A 15,262-nucleotide genomic window follows, 5' to 3' on the forward strand; every position below is an offset into this window, starting at 1 on the left:
GACTAGAGTCTATGGGGGCTAGATCCATGCTCTTCGCCCAAGAGCCTCATCGGCCGAAACGGACTCCGCCAGCTGTTCTGCTTCCAGGGGAGCAAGCACGTCGATGACGTCCACCAGCATTGACGTCGCCGTCGCCGTCGGACTGATCGCGGCCTCGGTGAGCGCTCCCACCATGGCCCCATCGACCGTCGAAATCAGCACCGCGACACGGTCGTTGTCAATGGACCGGCCGGACCGGCGCACCACCTGGGCCACGGCGTCGTCGCGTTGTTCCCGCAACCGCTGCTGCACCTCGCGCAGTTCGGGATGGCGACTGCACGCCAGTTCCCGCTCGTATCGCGACACCAGCTGTTCCCCCGCGCCGAAGCCCGGCGTGCCGAACAGCAGATCCACCACAGCCTCGGCGGTGGCGGCGGCACCGCGACGCCGGTATTGAACCAACGACAGCCGTTCCTGGATCTGTTCCAGCTCATGGGTCCCCGCATGCTCGACGGCCCGGGCGATGAGGTCCTCCAGCGAGGAGAAGTAGTACGTGGTGGATGCCAACGGCAGGCCGGCGCGTTGCGCCACCGCACGATGCCGAACCGCATCAATACCGTTGTCCCGCAATAGGTCAGCTGCGGCACTGATCAACGCACGGCGCCGCCGCTCACCCTTGGGGGTGGCTTGCGGGCGGTGCGTGGCGTTCCCGTCGGAGAACACCTCCGCCTGCTGCCTGACTGTCACGCCATGTCATGCTGCCAGCAGCGACGCGTCCCCACGGGCGTTTTGCGCTATCTCATGCAAGCGGTTGATATCAGCCCCGGCCGAGCCGCTGCCGCAGTCTCTCCAACGCTTCCTCGATCGTGTCCGAACTTCCCGCGAAGCTCAGTCTGATCCTCTGGTGGCCGTGCACGGTGTCGAAGTCGATACCGGGCGCAATCGCTACCCCCGTGCGCGCCAACAAGTCCGCACACCACTGTTCGGCGTTATCGGTCAGGTGCTCGATATCGGCGTACGCATAGAAGGCGCCATCGGGTGGGGCGATCTTGGTGATACCTGCGGCGGCGAGACCGTCGATGAGCAGTGTTCTGTTCGCCGCATATCGCCGCACATGCCCGTCGAGTTCCGCGCGCGCCTCGGCACTGAACGCCGCGAGCGCTCCGTACTGCGAGACCGCCGGCGGACAGATGGTGAAGTTGGAGGACAGCCTGTCGACGGCACGCAGGAACTGGCGCGGCACCAGCATCCAGCCCAACCGCCAGCCCGTCATCGAGAAATACTTGGACACCGAGCCCATAACCACCGCTTCGCGACTGAATTCCCATGCACTGGAAGTCTTTTGATCGCCATAGGACAACCCGTGGTAAATCTCGTCGGAAATGAGCAGGGTGCCGTTGGCCTCGCACCACAGCGCGATTGCCTCCAGCTCGGCCGCGTCGATGATTGTACCGGTGGGGTTGGCAGGGCTGGCGACGACGAGGCCGGCGGGCGCCCGGCCATCCGTCTGCGAAACAGCCTCCAACATCGCCACCGTCGGCTGATATCGCGTCGCCGGCCCGCAGTCGATCTCGACTACCCGACAACCCAGTGCGGCAAGACAATTGCGGTAGGCAGGGTAGCCGGGCCGGGTCATCACCACGGTGTCCCCCACGTCGAACGCGGCCAGGAACAGCAGCGTGAATCCTCCCGAGGATCCCGTGGTGACGACGACGTCGTCCGCGGCAACCTCAATGCCGGAACGCTCCCGGTGGTACCCGGCGATCGCCTCACGCAGCTCCGGCAGCCCGAGCGTTTCGGTGTACCCGAGCACCTCGGCGCCGAGCGCCCCGCGCACCGCGTCGAGAACCACCGCGGGTGCACCCGTCGACGGCTGCCCGGCGGCCAGGGAAATCATGTCGCCGTGGGTGCGCTGGCGCGCGGCTGCCGCCGTCAGCACGTCCATGACATAGAACGGCGGAACGTCCGATCGCTGCGAGAGACCAACCACGGTTGCGACGCTATCGAATTTCTGGATCCAGGCGACCACCTGGGACGGTCTTCGCCCGAGAGGCTCGTCCCAGGCATGATGGTCGACATGCGTGACCTGTCCCGACGCTCACTACTCAAGATCGGCGCGGCCACTGGTGCCGGTGCCGCACTCGCCGCTCTCCCTGGCACGGGAGTCCTCCCGGCCCGCGCCGACGGCGCCATCACCGCGGGCTCCTTTGTCTCGGCGGCGCGTGGCGGGGTCGGCACCGAATGGCGTATCGCCAGGCCACCGGGGGCCACCGGGCCCATCCGGCCCATCATCGCGCTGCACGGCAAAGGGCAGACGGCCGCAGGCGTCATGGAGGGCGGCGTGGAGAACATGCTGGCGCAGGCCGTGGCCTCGGGAGCCAAGCCGTTCGCGCTGGCAAGTGTCGACGGTGGCGGTGGCTACTGGCACAAGCGAGCCTCGGGTGAAGATGCCGGCGCCATGGTGCTGAACGAATTCATTCCGCTGCTGGCCGAGCAGGGGCTGGACACCTCGCGGGTGGCATTCCTGGGTTGGTCCATGGGTGGATACGGCGCCATGCTGCTGGGTTCACGCCTGGGTGCGGGTCGCACCGCCGCCATCACCGCGGTCAGCCCGGCACTGTGGACATCCTCGGGCGCGACAGCACCCGGCGCCTTCGACGGTGCCGACGACTACGCCGCGAATTCGGTGTGGGGCCTGGCCGGGCTGAACACCATCCCCTTGCGCATCGACTGCGGTAACAGCGATCCGTTCTACAGCGCCACCAAGCAGTTCATCGCCCAGCTGCCGACGCCTCCGGCGGGCGGGTTCAGCCCCGGCGGACACGACGGCGCCTTCTGGAGTTCGCAGATCGGCGCCGAAATGGCCTGGATGGCGCCGCTGCTCACCGCCTAGCGCCGGGACCTCGACGTGTTTGCCATCCGCTGGCATCATGGCAGGGGTGTCAGCCTTGTCCCGTCGTCAGCTGCTGCGGGCCGGCGCCGCACTCGGAGCCGGTGCAGCGCTGCTCCCGACCCTCGCACCCCCGGCTCGGGCGTTCGGTGAGGTAACCACCGGCTCGTTCGTGTCGGCAGCCCGGGGCGGTGTCGAGACGGGGTACAAGATTGCCCGTCCACCGGGAGCCGACGGGCCGCTGCGCCCGGTGATCTTGCTGCACGGCCGCGACGAGACAGCCGACCGGATGATCGGCTGGGGCTTCGAGAACATCGTCGGGGGAGCCGGAGGGCCTGCTGTCGCGGTCGCCGCCATCGACGGCGGCAACAGTTACTGGCATCCACACGAGTCGGGTGATGACCCCGGCGCCATGATCATCAACGAGTTCCTGCCACTACTGGCCGAGCAGGGCATGGACACCTCGCGCGTCGCCTTCCTGGGGTGGTCGGCCGGTGGATACGGCGCGCTGCTCAACGGCGCGCGTCTGGGCGGACCGAGAACGGCCGCCATCGCCGCGGTGGGCCCGGCACTGTGGACCGTGTACGAGGCAGCCACACCGGATGCCTTCGACGGTCCGAAGAACTGGTCCGACTACTCGGTCTTCAATCTTCCGCAGCTCGACACCATTCCGCTGTGGGTGTCCTGCGGCACGGAGGACAGGTTCTACGAGGCCGCCAAACTATTCGCCTCCGAGCGCAAGACGCCGCCTGCCGGCGGCTTCAGCCCGGGCGGGCATGACGGCGACTACTGGGACACGCAGGTATCCCCCGCACTGAGCTGGATCGCACCGATCCTGGCCGCCTAGAGCCCCGGATTTGGGGGAATCTCGAAGGTCGTCGAGGGTTCCTTCGGCGCTTGAACGCACGTCACTGTCCACCAGTTGGCAATCGAACCTGCCCGCCGGTGCTCGCACTGACGTTCTTCTTCTTGCCTGAGGGCTTCGAAGTCACGGGTAATCCCGCAGGACCGCGCCGATGATTGATGCGCGAACTCGTAGCGGAGAACCAATGTGTCGATCGATAGGAGGCCGTCACGTCGGGCCAGCTTGTCGGCGAGCGCGACATCGTCTTCCGCCATCGCACGGATATCCGCCTCCAGTGTCAGTCCGTGGTCGGCATGACCATCAGGCATCAACGCCCGCAACGACTCCGCCTCACGCCGCAATGCCTGGCTGAATGCCGAGGCAGCAGGTCCGATCTTCTCGTCCTGCCACGACCACGTGCGACCCTTCGTCAATCTCGCGAAGTCGTCATATTCGGGGTTGGCACGCTCAGCCACGGCGAGCAGCGCGGTACACAGCGACAGTTCATGGACGTCCGGAGCCCCGACTGCCTGTGATCGGTTCGACCTCCAACTCAGCACCAGCAGCACACTCGCGGTGAGAACCGCGGTCACCACAGCAACCGCAATCCAGCGTCGACGCCCCATCGATCGATCCCCCTGCCGTTCGCTAGAGGCTGATGCGCCCCTCCGCCGCGGCCAGCCCGATATCGCTGCGGAAGTGGCTGCCCGGCAGGCGAATCGCCTCGATCTTGGCGTAGGCATCGGCTCGCGCGGCTTCTAGGTCGGCGCCGGTGCCCACCACCGACAACACGCGTCCACCGGACGAGACGACAGCACCGTCCTCCCGACGGGCTGTCCCGGCGTGCAACACACCCTCGGCGTCGGCGCCGGTGATCACATCGCCCGTGCGCGGACGCAACGGATAGTTCTCGGCGGCCACCACCACGGTGACGGCACTACCGTTCTGCCAGCGCAGCGGGCCGAAGTCGCGGAGAGTCCCGGTCGCGGCGGCGTTCAACAGCTGCCCCAGCGGAGACTCCAGCAGGGCCAGCACCGCCTGGGTCTCCGGATCGCCGAAGCGGCAATTGAACTCGACGACCGAGGGGCCGTTCGAGGTGATCGCCAACCCCGCGTACAGGACCCCGGTGAACGTGCTGCCACGCTGAACAAGCTCGGCGGCAACGGGTTTGACGATGGTGTCGACGATCTCGGTGACAGTCTCGTCCGGCAGCCAGGGCAGCGGGGAGTAAGCACCCATGCCGCCGGTGTTGGGACCGGTGTCGCCGTCGCCCACCCGCTTGTGGTCCTGAGCAGGCAGCAGCGGCACCACAGTCTCACCGTCCACGATGCACAGCAAGGAGACCTCGGGCCCGTCGAGGAAGGACTCCAGCAACACAGGATGCCCATCGTCGAGCAGGCTCGCGGCGTGGGCACGCGCCGCGGCGCGGTCATCGGTGACCACCACGCCCTTGCCCGCGGCCAGGCCGTCATCCTTGACCACCCATGCCGGCTCGCTCGCGAACCGATCCAGGGCGGCATCCAGATGCGCTGGGTTGTCGACGATTTCGCTGCGCGCGGTGCGCACCCCGGCCGATGTCATCACGTCTTTGGCGAACGCCTTGGAACCCTCGATGCGCGCGGCGGCCGCCGACGGGCCGAAGCAGGCAATACCCGCGGCGCGCACGGCGTCACCGACGCCCAGCACCAACGGCACCTCGGGGCCGATGACGACGAGGTCGATCTTCAGTTTGGCGGCCAACGCCACGACCTCGGCGGCGGAGCCGATGTCGACGGCATGCTGCTCGGCCACGGCCGCGGTGCCCGCGTTACCCGGCGCTATCGCCAGATAGTCCACGTGCGGGTCACGCTTGAGAGCGATCGCCAAAGCGTGTTCACGGCCACCGGATCCCAGAATCAGGACACGCAAGGACTCCATGCGCCCAACCCTATCGGTCTGGGTGTGCCCGGCTATGCATCCGGGCGGTATCCCCGCAGCAACTTGGCGAGTAGCTCGTCCCTGCCCGCCACAAGCTCCGGGTAGGGACGCAGCGTCTTCACCAACGCCTCCCCGTCGAACATGTCGGTGATCATGAAGACCAACGTGACGAGTTCCGCGTCGGACAGCCGGTCGGTCCCGGGCACCGATCGCGCCAGCGTGACCATCTGCGCTCCGTACTCGGCCACCGCGACCTGCAAGGTCTGCCGCAGCTGTTCGTCGGTGCGCGCGGCCACCATGAGTTCGTAGAGCACGGCGTTGATGGGCTCTTCCTTGAGTGCGCGCATCACCGCCATCACATCCTCGAATTCGGCAAGACGATCCCCCGCCTTGTCGAACTGGGCGCGCACGGTCGCGAGCTGGCGGCGCAAGGTCTCGTGCGCCACCGCTGCCATGAAGTCGCCGACGGTCGGGAAGTGCCGGAACAACGCCCCATAGGACAACCCGGCGCGGCGGGCGATTTTCTGCACGGAAGCGCGCGAATATCCCAGCTCGGCGATGGTGTCGATACCGGAATCGAGCAGCCGAGCGATGGTCGATTCACGGCGCTCGGCCTGGGTGGGGCTCACGGGTGCACACTAGAGGAACGCGACACACATGTGGCGCCCATCACTAACATTGTGATTGGTTGCCATCTTTTTTTAGACTCGCCATAACACCCAACGAAGGGCAGCCCCCATGGACGACAGTCTTCGCGCAAGCGGCTCATCCTCGAGCGACTACGACCTCATCATTCGCGATGGCCTCTGGTTCAACGGCACCAATTCCGAACCTCGTAAGGCCAATCTCGGGATCAAAGAGGGGCGGGTCGCCACCGTCTCCACCGTCCCGCTGGACGAGACCGATTGCCCCGAGGTGATCGATGCCGGCGGCAAGTGGGTGCTGCCCGGGTTCGTCGACATCCACACCCACTACGACGCCGAGGTGCTGCTCAACCCGGGGCTCGATGAGTCGGTGCGCCACGGCGTCACCACCATCGTGCTGGGCTGCTGTTCCATGTCGACCGTCTACGCCAAGCCCGAGGACGCCGCGGACCTGTTCAGCCGCGTGGAAGCGGTGCCGCGCAAGCATGTGATTGGCGCGCTCAACGAATTTCAGGACTGGACCGATCCGGAGAGCTACGTCAAGAAGATCGACGCGTTGCCCCTCGGCCCCAATGTGACATCTTTCCTTGGACATTCGGATCTGCGTGCCGCCGTCATGGGGCTGGGCCGCGCCACCAACAACTGGTCGTTCCCCACGCGCAAGGAACTCGACCGGATGGCCGACATGCTCGACAAGGCACTCGACGCGGGCATGCTCGGCATGTCCGGCATGGACGCCCCCATCGACAAGCTCGACGGCGACCGCTACCGCTCGCGGGCGCTGCCGTCGACCTACGCGTGGTGGCATGAGCGGTGGCGCCTGATCAACGTGCTGCGCAAGCGTGACCGCATCCTGCAGAGCGCCCCGAACATCAACAATCCGCTCACCGCGGTCTTGTTCTTCCTGTCCACGGGAACCCGTTTCTTCAAGCGCCGCAAGGCTGTTCCCGTCAGCCTGCTGGTCGCCGCCGACTCCAAGAGCATCAAGGGCGCGAACGTGTTCTTCAGCGCCGCCGCCAGGATCGGGAACAAGGTCTTCAAGTCCAATGTGAAGTTCCAGCACATGCCGCTGCCCTTCACGCTGTACTCCGATGGCATCGATCTGCCGGTGTTCGAGGAGTTCGGGGCCGGCACGGCCGCGCTGCACATCAAGGAGCAGCTCGAGCGCAACAAACTGATGGCCGACAAGGAGTATCGCCGCAAGTTCCGGCGCGAGTTCGCCATGAAGAAGCACAAGCCAGGCCTGTGGCACAAGGACTTCCACGACGCCGTCATCGTGGAATGCCCGGACGCCTCACTGATCGGCAAGACGTTCGGCCAGATCGGCGACGAGCGCGGCATCGCACCGCTGGACGCCTTCCTGGACGTGTTGGTCGAGAACGGTGAGAAGAACGTCCGTTGGACCACCACGGTCGGCAACCACCGCCCCAAGGTGCTCGACGAGATGGCCAAGGACCCCAACTTCCAATTGGGCTTCTCCGATGCCGGTGCGCACCTGCGCAACATGGCGTTCTACAACTTCTCGCTGCGCTTCCTCAAGCGCATGAACGACGCCCAGAAGGCCGGGAAACCGGTGATGTCCCTCGGTCAGGCCGTCCACCGCCTGACCGGCGAGCTGGCCAGCTGGTTCGGGCTTGATGCCGGATACCTGCGCGAGGGTGACCGCGCCGATTTCGTCATCATCGATCCGGAGAAGCTGGACGGCACTGTCGACGCCTACAACGAGGCACAGGCCCCGTTCTTCGACAACCTCTCACGCATGGTGAACCGCAATGACGAGACCGTCATCGCCACTGCGGTCAGCGGCAAGGTGGTGTTCCGTCTCGGTGAGTTCATCGACGGCTACGGGCACGACCTGCAGACCGGTCGGTACCTGAAGGCCGGTGAGAAACTCGCGGTCCGATGAGCGCGGCGACACGCCTCTCCACGTTCACCAATGACGGCCTGATCTTCGACGTCATCGACGAGGGGCCGCTCGACGGACCGGTGATCGTTGCGTTGCACGGTTTTCCCGAGCGGGCGACCATGTGGGCCGAGATCATCCCGAAGCTGACGGACGCCGGATTCCGGGTGCTGGCCCCGAATCAGCGGGGCTACTCCCCCGGCGCCCGACCCATCGGCGTCCGGAACTATGCCCTGGACAAGCTCCAGGGCGACATCCTCGCTCTCACCGATCAGGCCGGCGTTCCCACATTCCATGTGCTAGCCCATGACTGGGGCGCAGCAGTGGCGTGGCAGCTGGCCGGCGACCACGGCGACCGAGTGCGCACCACCTCTGTGCTTTCGGTCCCGCATCCACGCGCGTTCCGGGATGCCATGCTGCGCGGCCAGATTCTGCATTCCTGGTACATGCTGCTGTTCCAGATCCCGCGGTTTCCGGAATGGCTCTTCAGCTTCAACGACAAGGAAGCGTTCCAAAAGTTCGGCAAATCGTGGATGAAGGTCTCCGACCGGCTCGCCGAACGCATACGGGAGCTGTTCAACGAGCCCGGCGCTACCACCGCAACAGTGAATTGGTATCGGGCGATGCGCTATTCGCTCCGGTCGCCGGCACGGACGGTCCGCGTGCCCACCTTGTTCATCTGGAGCGACGAGGACTCCGCGGTGACACGTGCGGCCGCAGACGCCACCCCCAAATACGTGGACGCGCCTTATCGTTTCGAAGTCTTCGAAGGTGTGTCGCATTGGATCGCCGAGGAGCGACCCGATGAGACGGCCTCGCTTGTCTTGGAACACATCCGGGAGCACAGCGAGCACACGCCGTAGCGCTTACCGGGACTCCAATACGGCCGCGGCGTCCCGTAGCCCCTGGATGGTCGCGGCGATGGCCGGACGGTGCTGCGCCCCGGGGCGGGCCAGCACCTCATAGAGCCGTGCGGCGCGCACCTCACGGATGACCAGCCGCGCCACCCGGGGACTCCGGCTCACGTACCGCGGCATCAGCGCGACGCCATGTCCGTGGGCCACCATATCCTCGACGATTTGAAAATCTTTGAACCGGAACCTGACTCGCGGCCGGATTCCGGTAGAAACCCCGAGTGACACCAGGACATCATCGACCGGAAAGCCCTCGGGGACACTGATCCACGTCTCGTCGGCGAGCTCGGCCGGTGTCACCGAGTCACATGTCGCCAGCGGATGATCTCGGTGCACCAGCAGATCAATCGGCTCCCGCAACAGCGTCGTGGACCAGACGCGGGGCAATTTCAAGGCCGCGGCTCGCTCGTCGCGGTGAGTGACGACGATGTCGTATTCGGTCAACAGTCCGGGCGCCTCGCTGTAGGTGACGTCCTCATCGCTCGGACGCACGTCCACTACCCCGCCCACCACTGCCACGACTCTCGGTAGCAACAGTCCGGCACCGGAGGGAAACGACGCCACACGCACCACGGGCTGCGTGCCTTCCCGATAGATCACCATCTCCTCGGCCGCACGATCGACCGCAGCGATCACCTCGTCGGCGCGCAACACCAACGCACGACCCGCCTCGGTGAGCGCGATGCCGCGGCCTTCCTGCCGCAGCAAGGGCACTCCCGCCTCGCGCGTCAGAACCTTCAGCTGCTGCGAGACCGCCGAGGGCGTGAGGCGCATCGCATCGGCCACCTCGCCCACGGTGCCCCGGTCGGCAAATTCCCGCAGAATCCGCAGGCGACGCACCTCCATGAAGTAAAACTACACGAATAGTGCACATTAATTAGATTGTGCTGAATCAACTTCCTGCGCAGGATCGACGGCATGACAACCCGGCACCGTCTCCTCGGACTGACCGTCGCCGTGCTGTGGGGAGTCAACTTCCTGGCTATCCACGTTGGGCTGGAACATTTCCCGCCACTGTTCTTTGCGGGGCTACGGTTCGCGGTGCTGGCGGTCCCGGTGATTCTGTTCGTGCCGTGGCCGCGGGTGCCGGTGCGGTGGGTCCTGCTCTACGGGCTGGGCTTCGGCACCGTCCAATTCGCCTTCCTGTTCCTGGCCATGGCCAACGGAATGCCCACCGGGCTCGCCTCCCTGGTTCTACAGGCATCGGCTCCGTTCACGGCCATCCTCGGTGTGCTGTTGCTCGGCGAACGGATGTCGGGTCTACAGGTCGCGGGCATCACGCTGGCCGTGGCCGGCATGGCACTCATCGCGACCGATCGCGCGACACACGGCGCATCGGCCGCCGTGGTCCCGGTGATCCTGACGCTGCTGGGGGCGTCGGGTTGGGCGTTCGGCAACATCGCGAGCCGAAAGGCCATGGAGGACAACACTAATCCGCGTACACCGCTGCGGCTCACCTTGTGGATGTCCGTGGTGCCACCGATCCCGTTGTTCACCCTCTCCGCACTCACCGAGGGGCCGCGCGCAGGCTGGAAGGCGCTGACCACAATCGGTACACACAGTGGACTGATGGCACTCGGCGGCCTCGTCTACATCGTGGTGCTGGCCACCATCGTCGGCCTAGGCCTGTGGACGTACCTGATGGGCCGGTACCCGGCCAGCAGAGTGGCGCCATTCTCCCTACTGGTCCCGATCGTGGGTATTACCGCGTCCTGGCTGGCCCTTGGCGAACGGCCGACCATCCTCGAACTCGTCGGAGCGGCGGTGGTGATCACCGGGTGCCTCCTCGGCATGACGGCGCGCCCCGCCGCCACCCGCGCAGCCGAGTGTGGCGACGCGCGCGAGCCCGCGGCCCGTGAGCTGTCCGCAGCCTGTGCCACCCCGGCGGGCCACTAACCTATGGGCATGTCGAGTGTGTTCACGAAGATCATCAACGGAGAGCTCCCCGGTCGATTCGTCTACGAGGACGACGACGTCGTCGCGTTTCTGACCATCGCCCCCATCACCCAGGGCCACACCCTGGTGGTGCCGCGCGCCGAGATCGACCAGTGGCAGGACATCGACGCGACAGTTTTCGCGAAGGTCAACCTTGTGGCACAGCGCGTCGGCCGCGCGATCCGCAAGGCCTTTGACGCACCACGCGCCGGTTACATCATCGCGGGTATGGAAGTGCCGCACCTACACGTGCACGTGTTCCCGGGATATCAGCTGACCGATTTCAGCTTCGAAAACGCCGATCCCAACGCTTCCGCGGAGTCCCTGGATGAGGCGCAGGCCAAGATCAAGGCTGCGCTGGCTCAGATCGACTAGTTCGCACGATCTTTGGCTCGGCTTCGCCGGCGCCTGGCACCTGCGCCTCCGGTTCGTAGAGGTCGGGATCATCGAGATCGATGTCGTCGTCGGTCATGTCTGCGCGCGGCAGTCGCACCTCGAACCGGCAGCCCTCGCCGGGCGCGGTGTGCACGGTGACGGTGCCACCGTGCGCGGCGGTGAGGGCATCGACGATCGACAATCCCAGGCCTGTACCACCGCTGCTGCGGGTGCGCGAGGAGTCCGCGCGGTAGAACCGCTCGAAGACGCGTTCGGCATCGGTCTTCGTCATACCCGGCCCACGGTCGATGACCTCGAGGACGGCGTCATCGCCCTCGGTGCCGACCCGGACCCGGACGGCCGCCGTGGTGTGCCCCAGTGCGTTGCTCACCAGATTGCCGAGCACCTGCCGCAACCTGAGCTCGTCGCCGATGACCTCAGGAGTGCCCGGGCCGTCGAAGACCTCCAGTTCCACATCCCGTTCGGGCGCAGTGGCTTTCGCATCGTGGACGGCATCGGTGGCCAGCACCAACAGGTCGACGAGACGCTGTTCCATGGGCCGATGCGCATCCAGCCGCGCCAGCAGCAACAGATCCTCCACGAGCTGCCCCATACGGGTTGACTCGCCCTCGATGCGGCCCAGCACCAGCTCGGTGTCGGTGGCCGCGCCCTGCCGGTACAGCTCCGCGTAGCCACGAATGGTGGTCAGGGGCGTGCGCAACTCGTGGCTGGCATCGGTGATGAAGCGCCGCATGCGCTCCTCGGAGGTGCGGGCTGCCTTCGCCGATTTCTCCGAATCGGCCACCGCGCGCTGGATCTGCGCAAGCATTCCGTTGAGCGCCAAGGACAACCGGCCGACCTCGGTGCGCGGGTCGCGTTCGGGCACTCGGCGATCAAGATGCCCCGCGGCGATATCCGCGGCCGTCGCCTCCACCTCGGCCAGCGGCCGCAGGCTGCGGTGCACCAACCAATACCCGGCGACACCGAGGACGGTCAGCACCGCGGTTCCGATCGCCACTTGCAACCACAGCAGGTCGCGGGCCGTGGTACGCACATCGGTGATATCACGCGCGACGGTGGTGTACCCACCCATCGCATCGTGCCGGGACACCGCGCGCCACTCCGTTGTGCCGTCGGCTGAGCGGACCGTCACGGGACGGCCGCCCACGTCGTTGTCGGGCGGCAAGCCCGGATCAGCCCGGGCGCGATCGTTGAGCATGATGACAACCCGCCCGCGGTCATCGGTCGTGCGGATGAAGAACAACGACGGAGGCCGACGACGGGTTGTCTCGAAAGCCGGGGGCGGCGGCAGCGGCCGATTCGCCCACCCATTCGCGGCATCGATCAGTTCGCGATCGGCGCGGTTCATCATGGTGCGCTGCATGGTGGTGGTCACCGCAATGCCGGATGCCACCAGCCCCAACGCCACCAGAACCAAGGTTCCGACAACAAGGCTTACCCGCAGCGGTACACCCCGACGAACGCCGGGGACTGCCACTAGCGCGGCTCGCGTAATACGTATCCCACGCCACGAAGCGTATGCAATAACCGCTTCTCGCCGTTATCGATCTTGCGGCGCAGATACGAAACATAGGACTCCACGACATTCACATCGCCACCGAAGTCGTAGCGCCACACGTGGTCGAGGATCTTGGGCTTACTGAGCACGGTGCCCGCGTTGATCATGAAGTACCGCAACAGCGTGAACTCGGTGGGCGAAAGCGCGACCGGCTCACCGGCCTTCCACACCTCGTGGGTGTCCTCGTCGAGCTCGATATCGGCGAAGCTGAGCCGCGATTTGCGGGCGGGCTCGGAGCCCATGCCGGAGCGACGCAGGATCACCCGCAGCCGGGCAACCACCTCTTCCAGGCTGAACGGTTTGGTCACGTAGTCGTCGGCGCCGAGTGTCAGGCCCGCGATCTTGTCCTGCAACCCGTCACGAGCGGTAAGGAACAGTGTTGGCGCATCGATGCCATCGGCACGCAGACGACGCAGGACGCCGAATCCGTCCATTCCCGGCATCATCACGTCAAGGATCACCGCATCCGGGCGGACCGTGCGCGCCAGATCAAGGGCTGCGGCCCCGCTATCGGCGGTATAGACGTCAAAGCCCTGGAATTTAAGACTGACGGAGAGCAGCTCAACGATGTTCGATTCATCGTCAACCACCAGCACCTTCGCAGGAGTGGTGCCGTTAGCGGCGAAAGTGCCTTGATGTGTCTCTGTCGTGATGCTCACCATGAACAATCTTCTCTCCGAAATTGACGGTGTGCTGGATCTCCACTGTGAGCTTCCTGTGAGTTTCTCACAGGAGATTGTCAGCCGACCGCGCAAAGTCGCCCTACAGTTGTGCCATGAAGCTGGTGTCGCTGATCACCGCGCCTCTCAAGATTTCGCTGGCGGTTGCCGACACCGGCCTGGCGGTAGCGTCCAAGGCGATCGATACCGGACGTGAGATCCTCGCCGAGCTCCCCGATGGACAACCGCACGACGGCCAGGGCCGTGCCCACCCAGCCGCCGGGGCGGGCCTGGTAGGCACCCTCGAATCCTTACTGGGAATGGTCGGCCGCAAGAGCCCCCTGCACTCGGCAATGAAGGTCGCCGAGCTCATGGAGGAGGACAAACCGATAGGCCGGGCGCTGCGACCGGGTGGACCGGTGGAGCGCGTCATGGCCCCCGGCGGGCTTGCTGATCGCCTCACCGAACCCGGTGGCGTCCTGGACCGCTTGTTCGCCAAGGATGGGCCCGTCGACCGGCTGACCTCACAGGACGGCGCGCTGGACCGCGCTCTGGCTCCCGGCGGTCTGGTCGACCAGCTGCTCGCCGAGGACGGCATCCTCGAACGGCTGATGCGGGAGGAGGGCGTGCTGGACAAGTTCACCGCCAAAGACGGGCCGCTGCAACAGCTGGCCAACCTCTCCGAGGTGCTCACCAAGGCCGCGCCGAGCATCGACGCGCTGACCCCCACCGTCGAGCTGCTGACCGATACCGTGTCGGCGCTCAGCTCGGTGATCAGCCCGCTGGGCGGGTTCCTGCCGCGCCTGCGCCCGTCGCGGCCGTCGAGTGCACCGCGGCCGGTCCGATCCGAACGGGTTATCGACGAACCTGTTGCCCGAAGAGAATCGGGCAGCGCAGGGCAACCCGACTAGGGCTCGCGGTCGACTAGTACGACTTTCCGTCGGCGTAACGCCGCCGGCGAGAACTGCGGCCATTGCCGCGATTGCGACTCTTGTAGGTCGGCAATTGCGAGTCGCAGTTCGGGCAGACGAGCCGCAGATTCTCTCGACAATTGTTGGCCGGATTTCCATCCACATGGTCCAGGACGAAGACGAGCGGAGAGTCTTGCCACATGCTCGCTCCGCCGCAGATAGCGCAGCGGCCCGATTGAGCCTCGGCGAGAAAGAGCCGAATGAAGTGGCTTCGCTCGCTGCGCACCCGGGCCTCGCCGGACTCGAGCCAGAGTCTGGTGCTGGTGTCGCGTCGGGCTGCCGCCTAACAAGCATTGCCACAGTAGACCTTCTGGCTTCGCCTGGAAAGCAGTGCGCCACAACCAAGGCACCGTCTCATGGGCTGAAATTACGTGACGGCACCGACATGCCGGATAATCATTGAGCCCCCTGTCAGGATTGAACTGACGACCTTCGCTTTACAAGAGCGGTGCTCTACCACTGAGCTAAGGAGGCAATGGAACGCCGTACAGCTTAGCGGTCTTCATCGATGACACATCCGGAGACCACCCCCATGCCGACCGCGTACGAGCGTGCTATCGACTTTTGTTCACCAGGCGCGTGCAGGCGCGTTCGGTCTACCGTCGCTGGCCCGAGATACCGTTCAACCCTGACCGGGGTCCAACGTGTGATC

The 15,262-nt window shown here is 65.8% G+C and carries 15 protein-coding genes, 1 tRNA gene and 1 pseudogene; 7 read left to right on the top strand and 10 right to left on the bottom strand.

Features of this window, described 5'->3' with window-relative positions:
- Positions 1-18: 18 nt before the first annotated feature.
- Together B4393_RS11540 and B4393_RS11545 are read right to left on the bottom strand one after the other, a co-directional pair.
- Positions 19-726 carry a TetR/AcrR family transcriptional regulator gene (locus B4393_RS11540; protein ID WP_109420592.1) on the bottom strand — a complete coding sequence of 236 codons (708 nt, stop codon included), beginning with the start codon at positions 724-726 and terminating at the stop codon, positions 19-21.
- Positions 727-796: 70 nt separating this feature from the next.
- Positions 797-1,924: a pyridoxal phosphate-dependent aminotransferase gene (locus B4393_RS11545; RefSeq protein ID WP_236743158.1), complete on the bottom strand. Its 1,128-nt coding sequence runs from the start codon at positions 1,922-1,924 to the stop codon at positions 797-799.
- Between the two features lie 132 nt (positions 1,925-2,056).
- Between B4393_RS11545 and B4393_RS11550 the strand changes: the two genes are divergently transcribed.
- Both B4393_RS11550 and B4393_RS11555 read left to right on the top strand, forming a co-directional pair.
- Positions 2,057-2,872, top strand: a complete 816-nt coding sequence (locus B4393_RS11550) for an alpha/beta hydrolase (RefSeq protein WP_109558516.1) — start codon at positions 2,057-2,059, stop codon at positions 2,870-2,872.
- A gap of 46 nt (positions 2,873-2,918) precedes the next feature.
- Positions 2,919-3,716, top strand: a complete 798-nt coding sequence (locus B4393_RS11555; RefSeq protein WP_078334258.1) for an alpha/beta hydrolase — start codon at positions 2,919-2,921, stop codon at positions 3,714-3,716.
- On the opposite strand, the gene B4393_RS11560 is transcribed toward B4393_RS11555, so the two are convergent.
- Genes B4393_RS11560 through B4393_RS11570 form a run of 3 tightly spaced genes read right to left on the bottom strand, consistent with a single transcriptional unit; the run spans position 3,713 to position 6,259 of the window.
- Complete coding sequence (locus tag B4393_RS11560) at positions 3,713-4,339, bottom strand: hypothetical protein (protein ID WP_133052589.1); 627 nt, start codon at positions 4,337-4,339, stop codon at positions 3,713-3,715. The two genes, B4393_RS11555 and B4393_RS11560, sit on opposite strands and share 4 nt — an antisense overlap.
- Positions 4,340-4,361: 22 nt before the next feature.
- Positions 4,362-5,621 carry a phosphoribosylamine--glycine ligase gene (gene purD / locus B4393_RS11565; protein WP_078334452.1) on the bottom strand — a complete coding sequence of 420 codons (1,260 nt, stop codon included), beginning with the start codon at positions 5,619-5,621 and terminating at the stop codon, positions 4,362-4,364.
- Between the two features lie 41 nt (positions 5,622-5,662).
- Positions 5,663-6,259 carry a TetR/AcrR family transcriptional regulator gene (locus B4393_RS11570; protein ID WP_070936733.1) on the bottom strand — a complete coding sequence of 199 codons (597 nt, stop codon included), beginning with the start codon at positions 6,257-6,259 and terminating at the stop codon, positions 5,663-5,665.
- A gap of 109 nt (positions 6,260-6,368) precedes the next feature.
- Here B4393_RS11570 and B4393_RS11575 point away from each other — a divergent pair, with 109 nt between their 5' ends.
- A complete protein-coding gene (locus tag B4393_RS11575; RefSeq protein ID WP_078334260.1) occupies positions 6,369-8,180 on the top strand; it encodes an N-acyl-D-amino-acid deacylase family protein in 1,812 nt (603 codons plus the stop codon).
- A complete protein-coding gene (locus tag B4393_RS11580) occupies positions 8,177-9,040 on the top strand; it encodes an alpha/beta fold hydrolase (RefSeq protein WP_078334261.1) in 864 nt (287 codons plus the stop codon). The genes B4393_RS11575 and B4393_RS11580 overlap by 4 nt, the downstream gene beginning before the upstream one ends.
- 3 nt (positions 9,041-9,043) lie before the next feature.
- On the opposite strand, the gene B4393_RS11585 is transcribed toward B4393_RS11580, so the two are convergent.
- Positions 9,044-9,937: a LysR family transcriptional regulator gene (locus B4393_RS11585; RefSeq protein ID WP_078334262.1), complete on the bottom strand. Its 894-nt coding sequence runs from the start codon at positions 9,935-9,937 to the stop codon at positions 9,044-9,046.
- Positions 9,938-10,009: 72 nt separating this feature from the next.
- On the opposite strand from B4393_RS11585, the gene B4393_RS11590 reads away from it, so the two are divergent.
- Both B4393_RS11590 and B4393_RS11595 read left to right on the top strand, forming a co-directional pair.
- Positions 10,010-10,987 (top strand): EamA family transporter, encoded by a 978-nt coding sequence (locus tag B4393_RS11590; protein ID WP_078334263.1) that lies wholly within the window; start codon positions 10,010-10,012, stop codon positions 10,985-10,987.
- Between the two features lie 9 nt (positions 10,988-10,996).
- The gene (locus tag B4393_RS11595; protein WP_078334453.1) at positions 10,997-11,401 is read left to right on the top strand and encodes an HIT family protein; all 405 of its coding nucleotides are present in this window, start codon (positions 10,997-10,999) and stop codon (positions 11,399-11,401) included.
- Here B4393_RS11595 and B4393_RS11600 read toward each other — a convergent pair.
- Both B4393_RS11600 and B4393_RS11605 read right to left on the bottom strand, forming a co-directional pair.
- Entirely contained in the window at positions 11,373-12,899 is a 1,527-nt protein-coding gene (locus tag B4393_RS11600) for a sensor histidine kinase (RefSeq protein ID WP_078334264.1), read from the bottom strand. The two genes, B4393_RS11595 and B4393_RS11600, sit on opposite strands and share 29 nt — an antisense overlap.
- The gene (locus B4393_RS11605) at positions 12,899-13,642 is read right to left on the bottom strand and encodes a response regulator transcription factor (protein ID WP_070936739.1); all 744 of its coding nucleotides are present in this window, start codon (positions 13,640-13,642) and stop codon (positions 12,899-12,901) included. The genes B4393_RS11600 and B4393_RS11605 overlap by 1 nt, the downstream gene beginning before the upstream one ends.
- Positions 13,643-13,755: 113 nt before the next feature.
- Between B4393_RS11605 and B4393_RS11610 the strand changes: the two genes are divergently transcribed.
- Positions 13,756-14,550: a hypothetical protein gene (locus tag B4393_RS11610; protein ID WP_078334265.1), complete on the top strand. Its 795-nt coding sequence runs from the start codon at positions 13,756-13,758 to the stop codon at positions 14,548-14,550.
- A 13-nt stretch (positions 14,551-14,563) separates the two neighbouring features.
- Here B4393_RS11610 and B4393_RS28380 read toward each other — a convergent pair.
- Together B4393_RS28380 and B4393_RS11620 are read right to left on the bottom strand one after the other, a co-directional pair.
- Positions 14,564-14,968: pseudogene (locus B4393_RS28380) on the bottom strand (HNH endonuclease signature motif containing protein).
- A 44-nt stretch (positions 14,969-15,012) separates the two neighbouring features.
- A tRNA-Thr gene (locus B4393_RS11620) sits at positions 15,013-15,084 on the bottom strand.
- Between the last annotated feature and the right edge of the window lie 178 nt (positions 15,085-15,262).

This window comes from Mycobacteroides franklinii (genome assembly GCF_002013895.1).
Classification (GTDB): Bacteria; Actinomycetota; Actinomycetes; order Mycobacteriales; family Mycobacteriaceae; genus Mycobacterium; species Mycobacterium franklinii.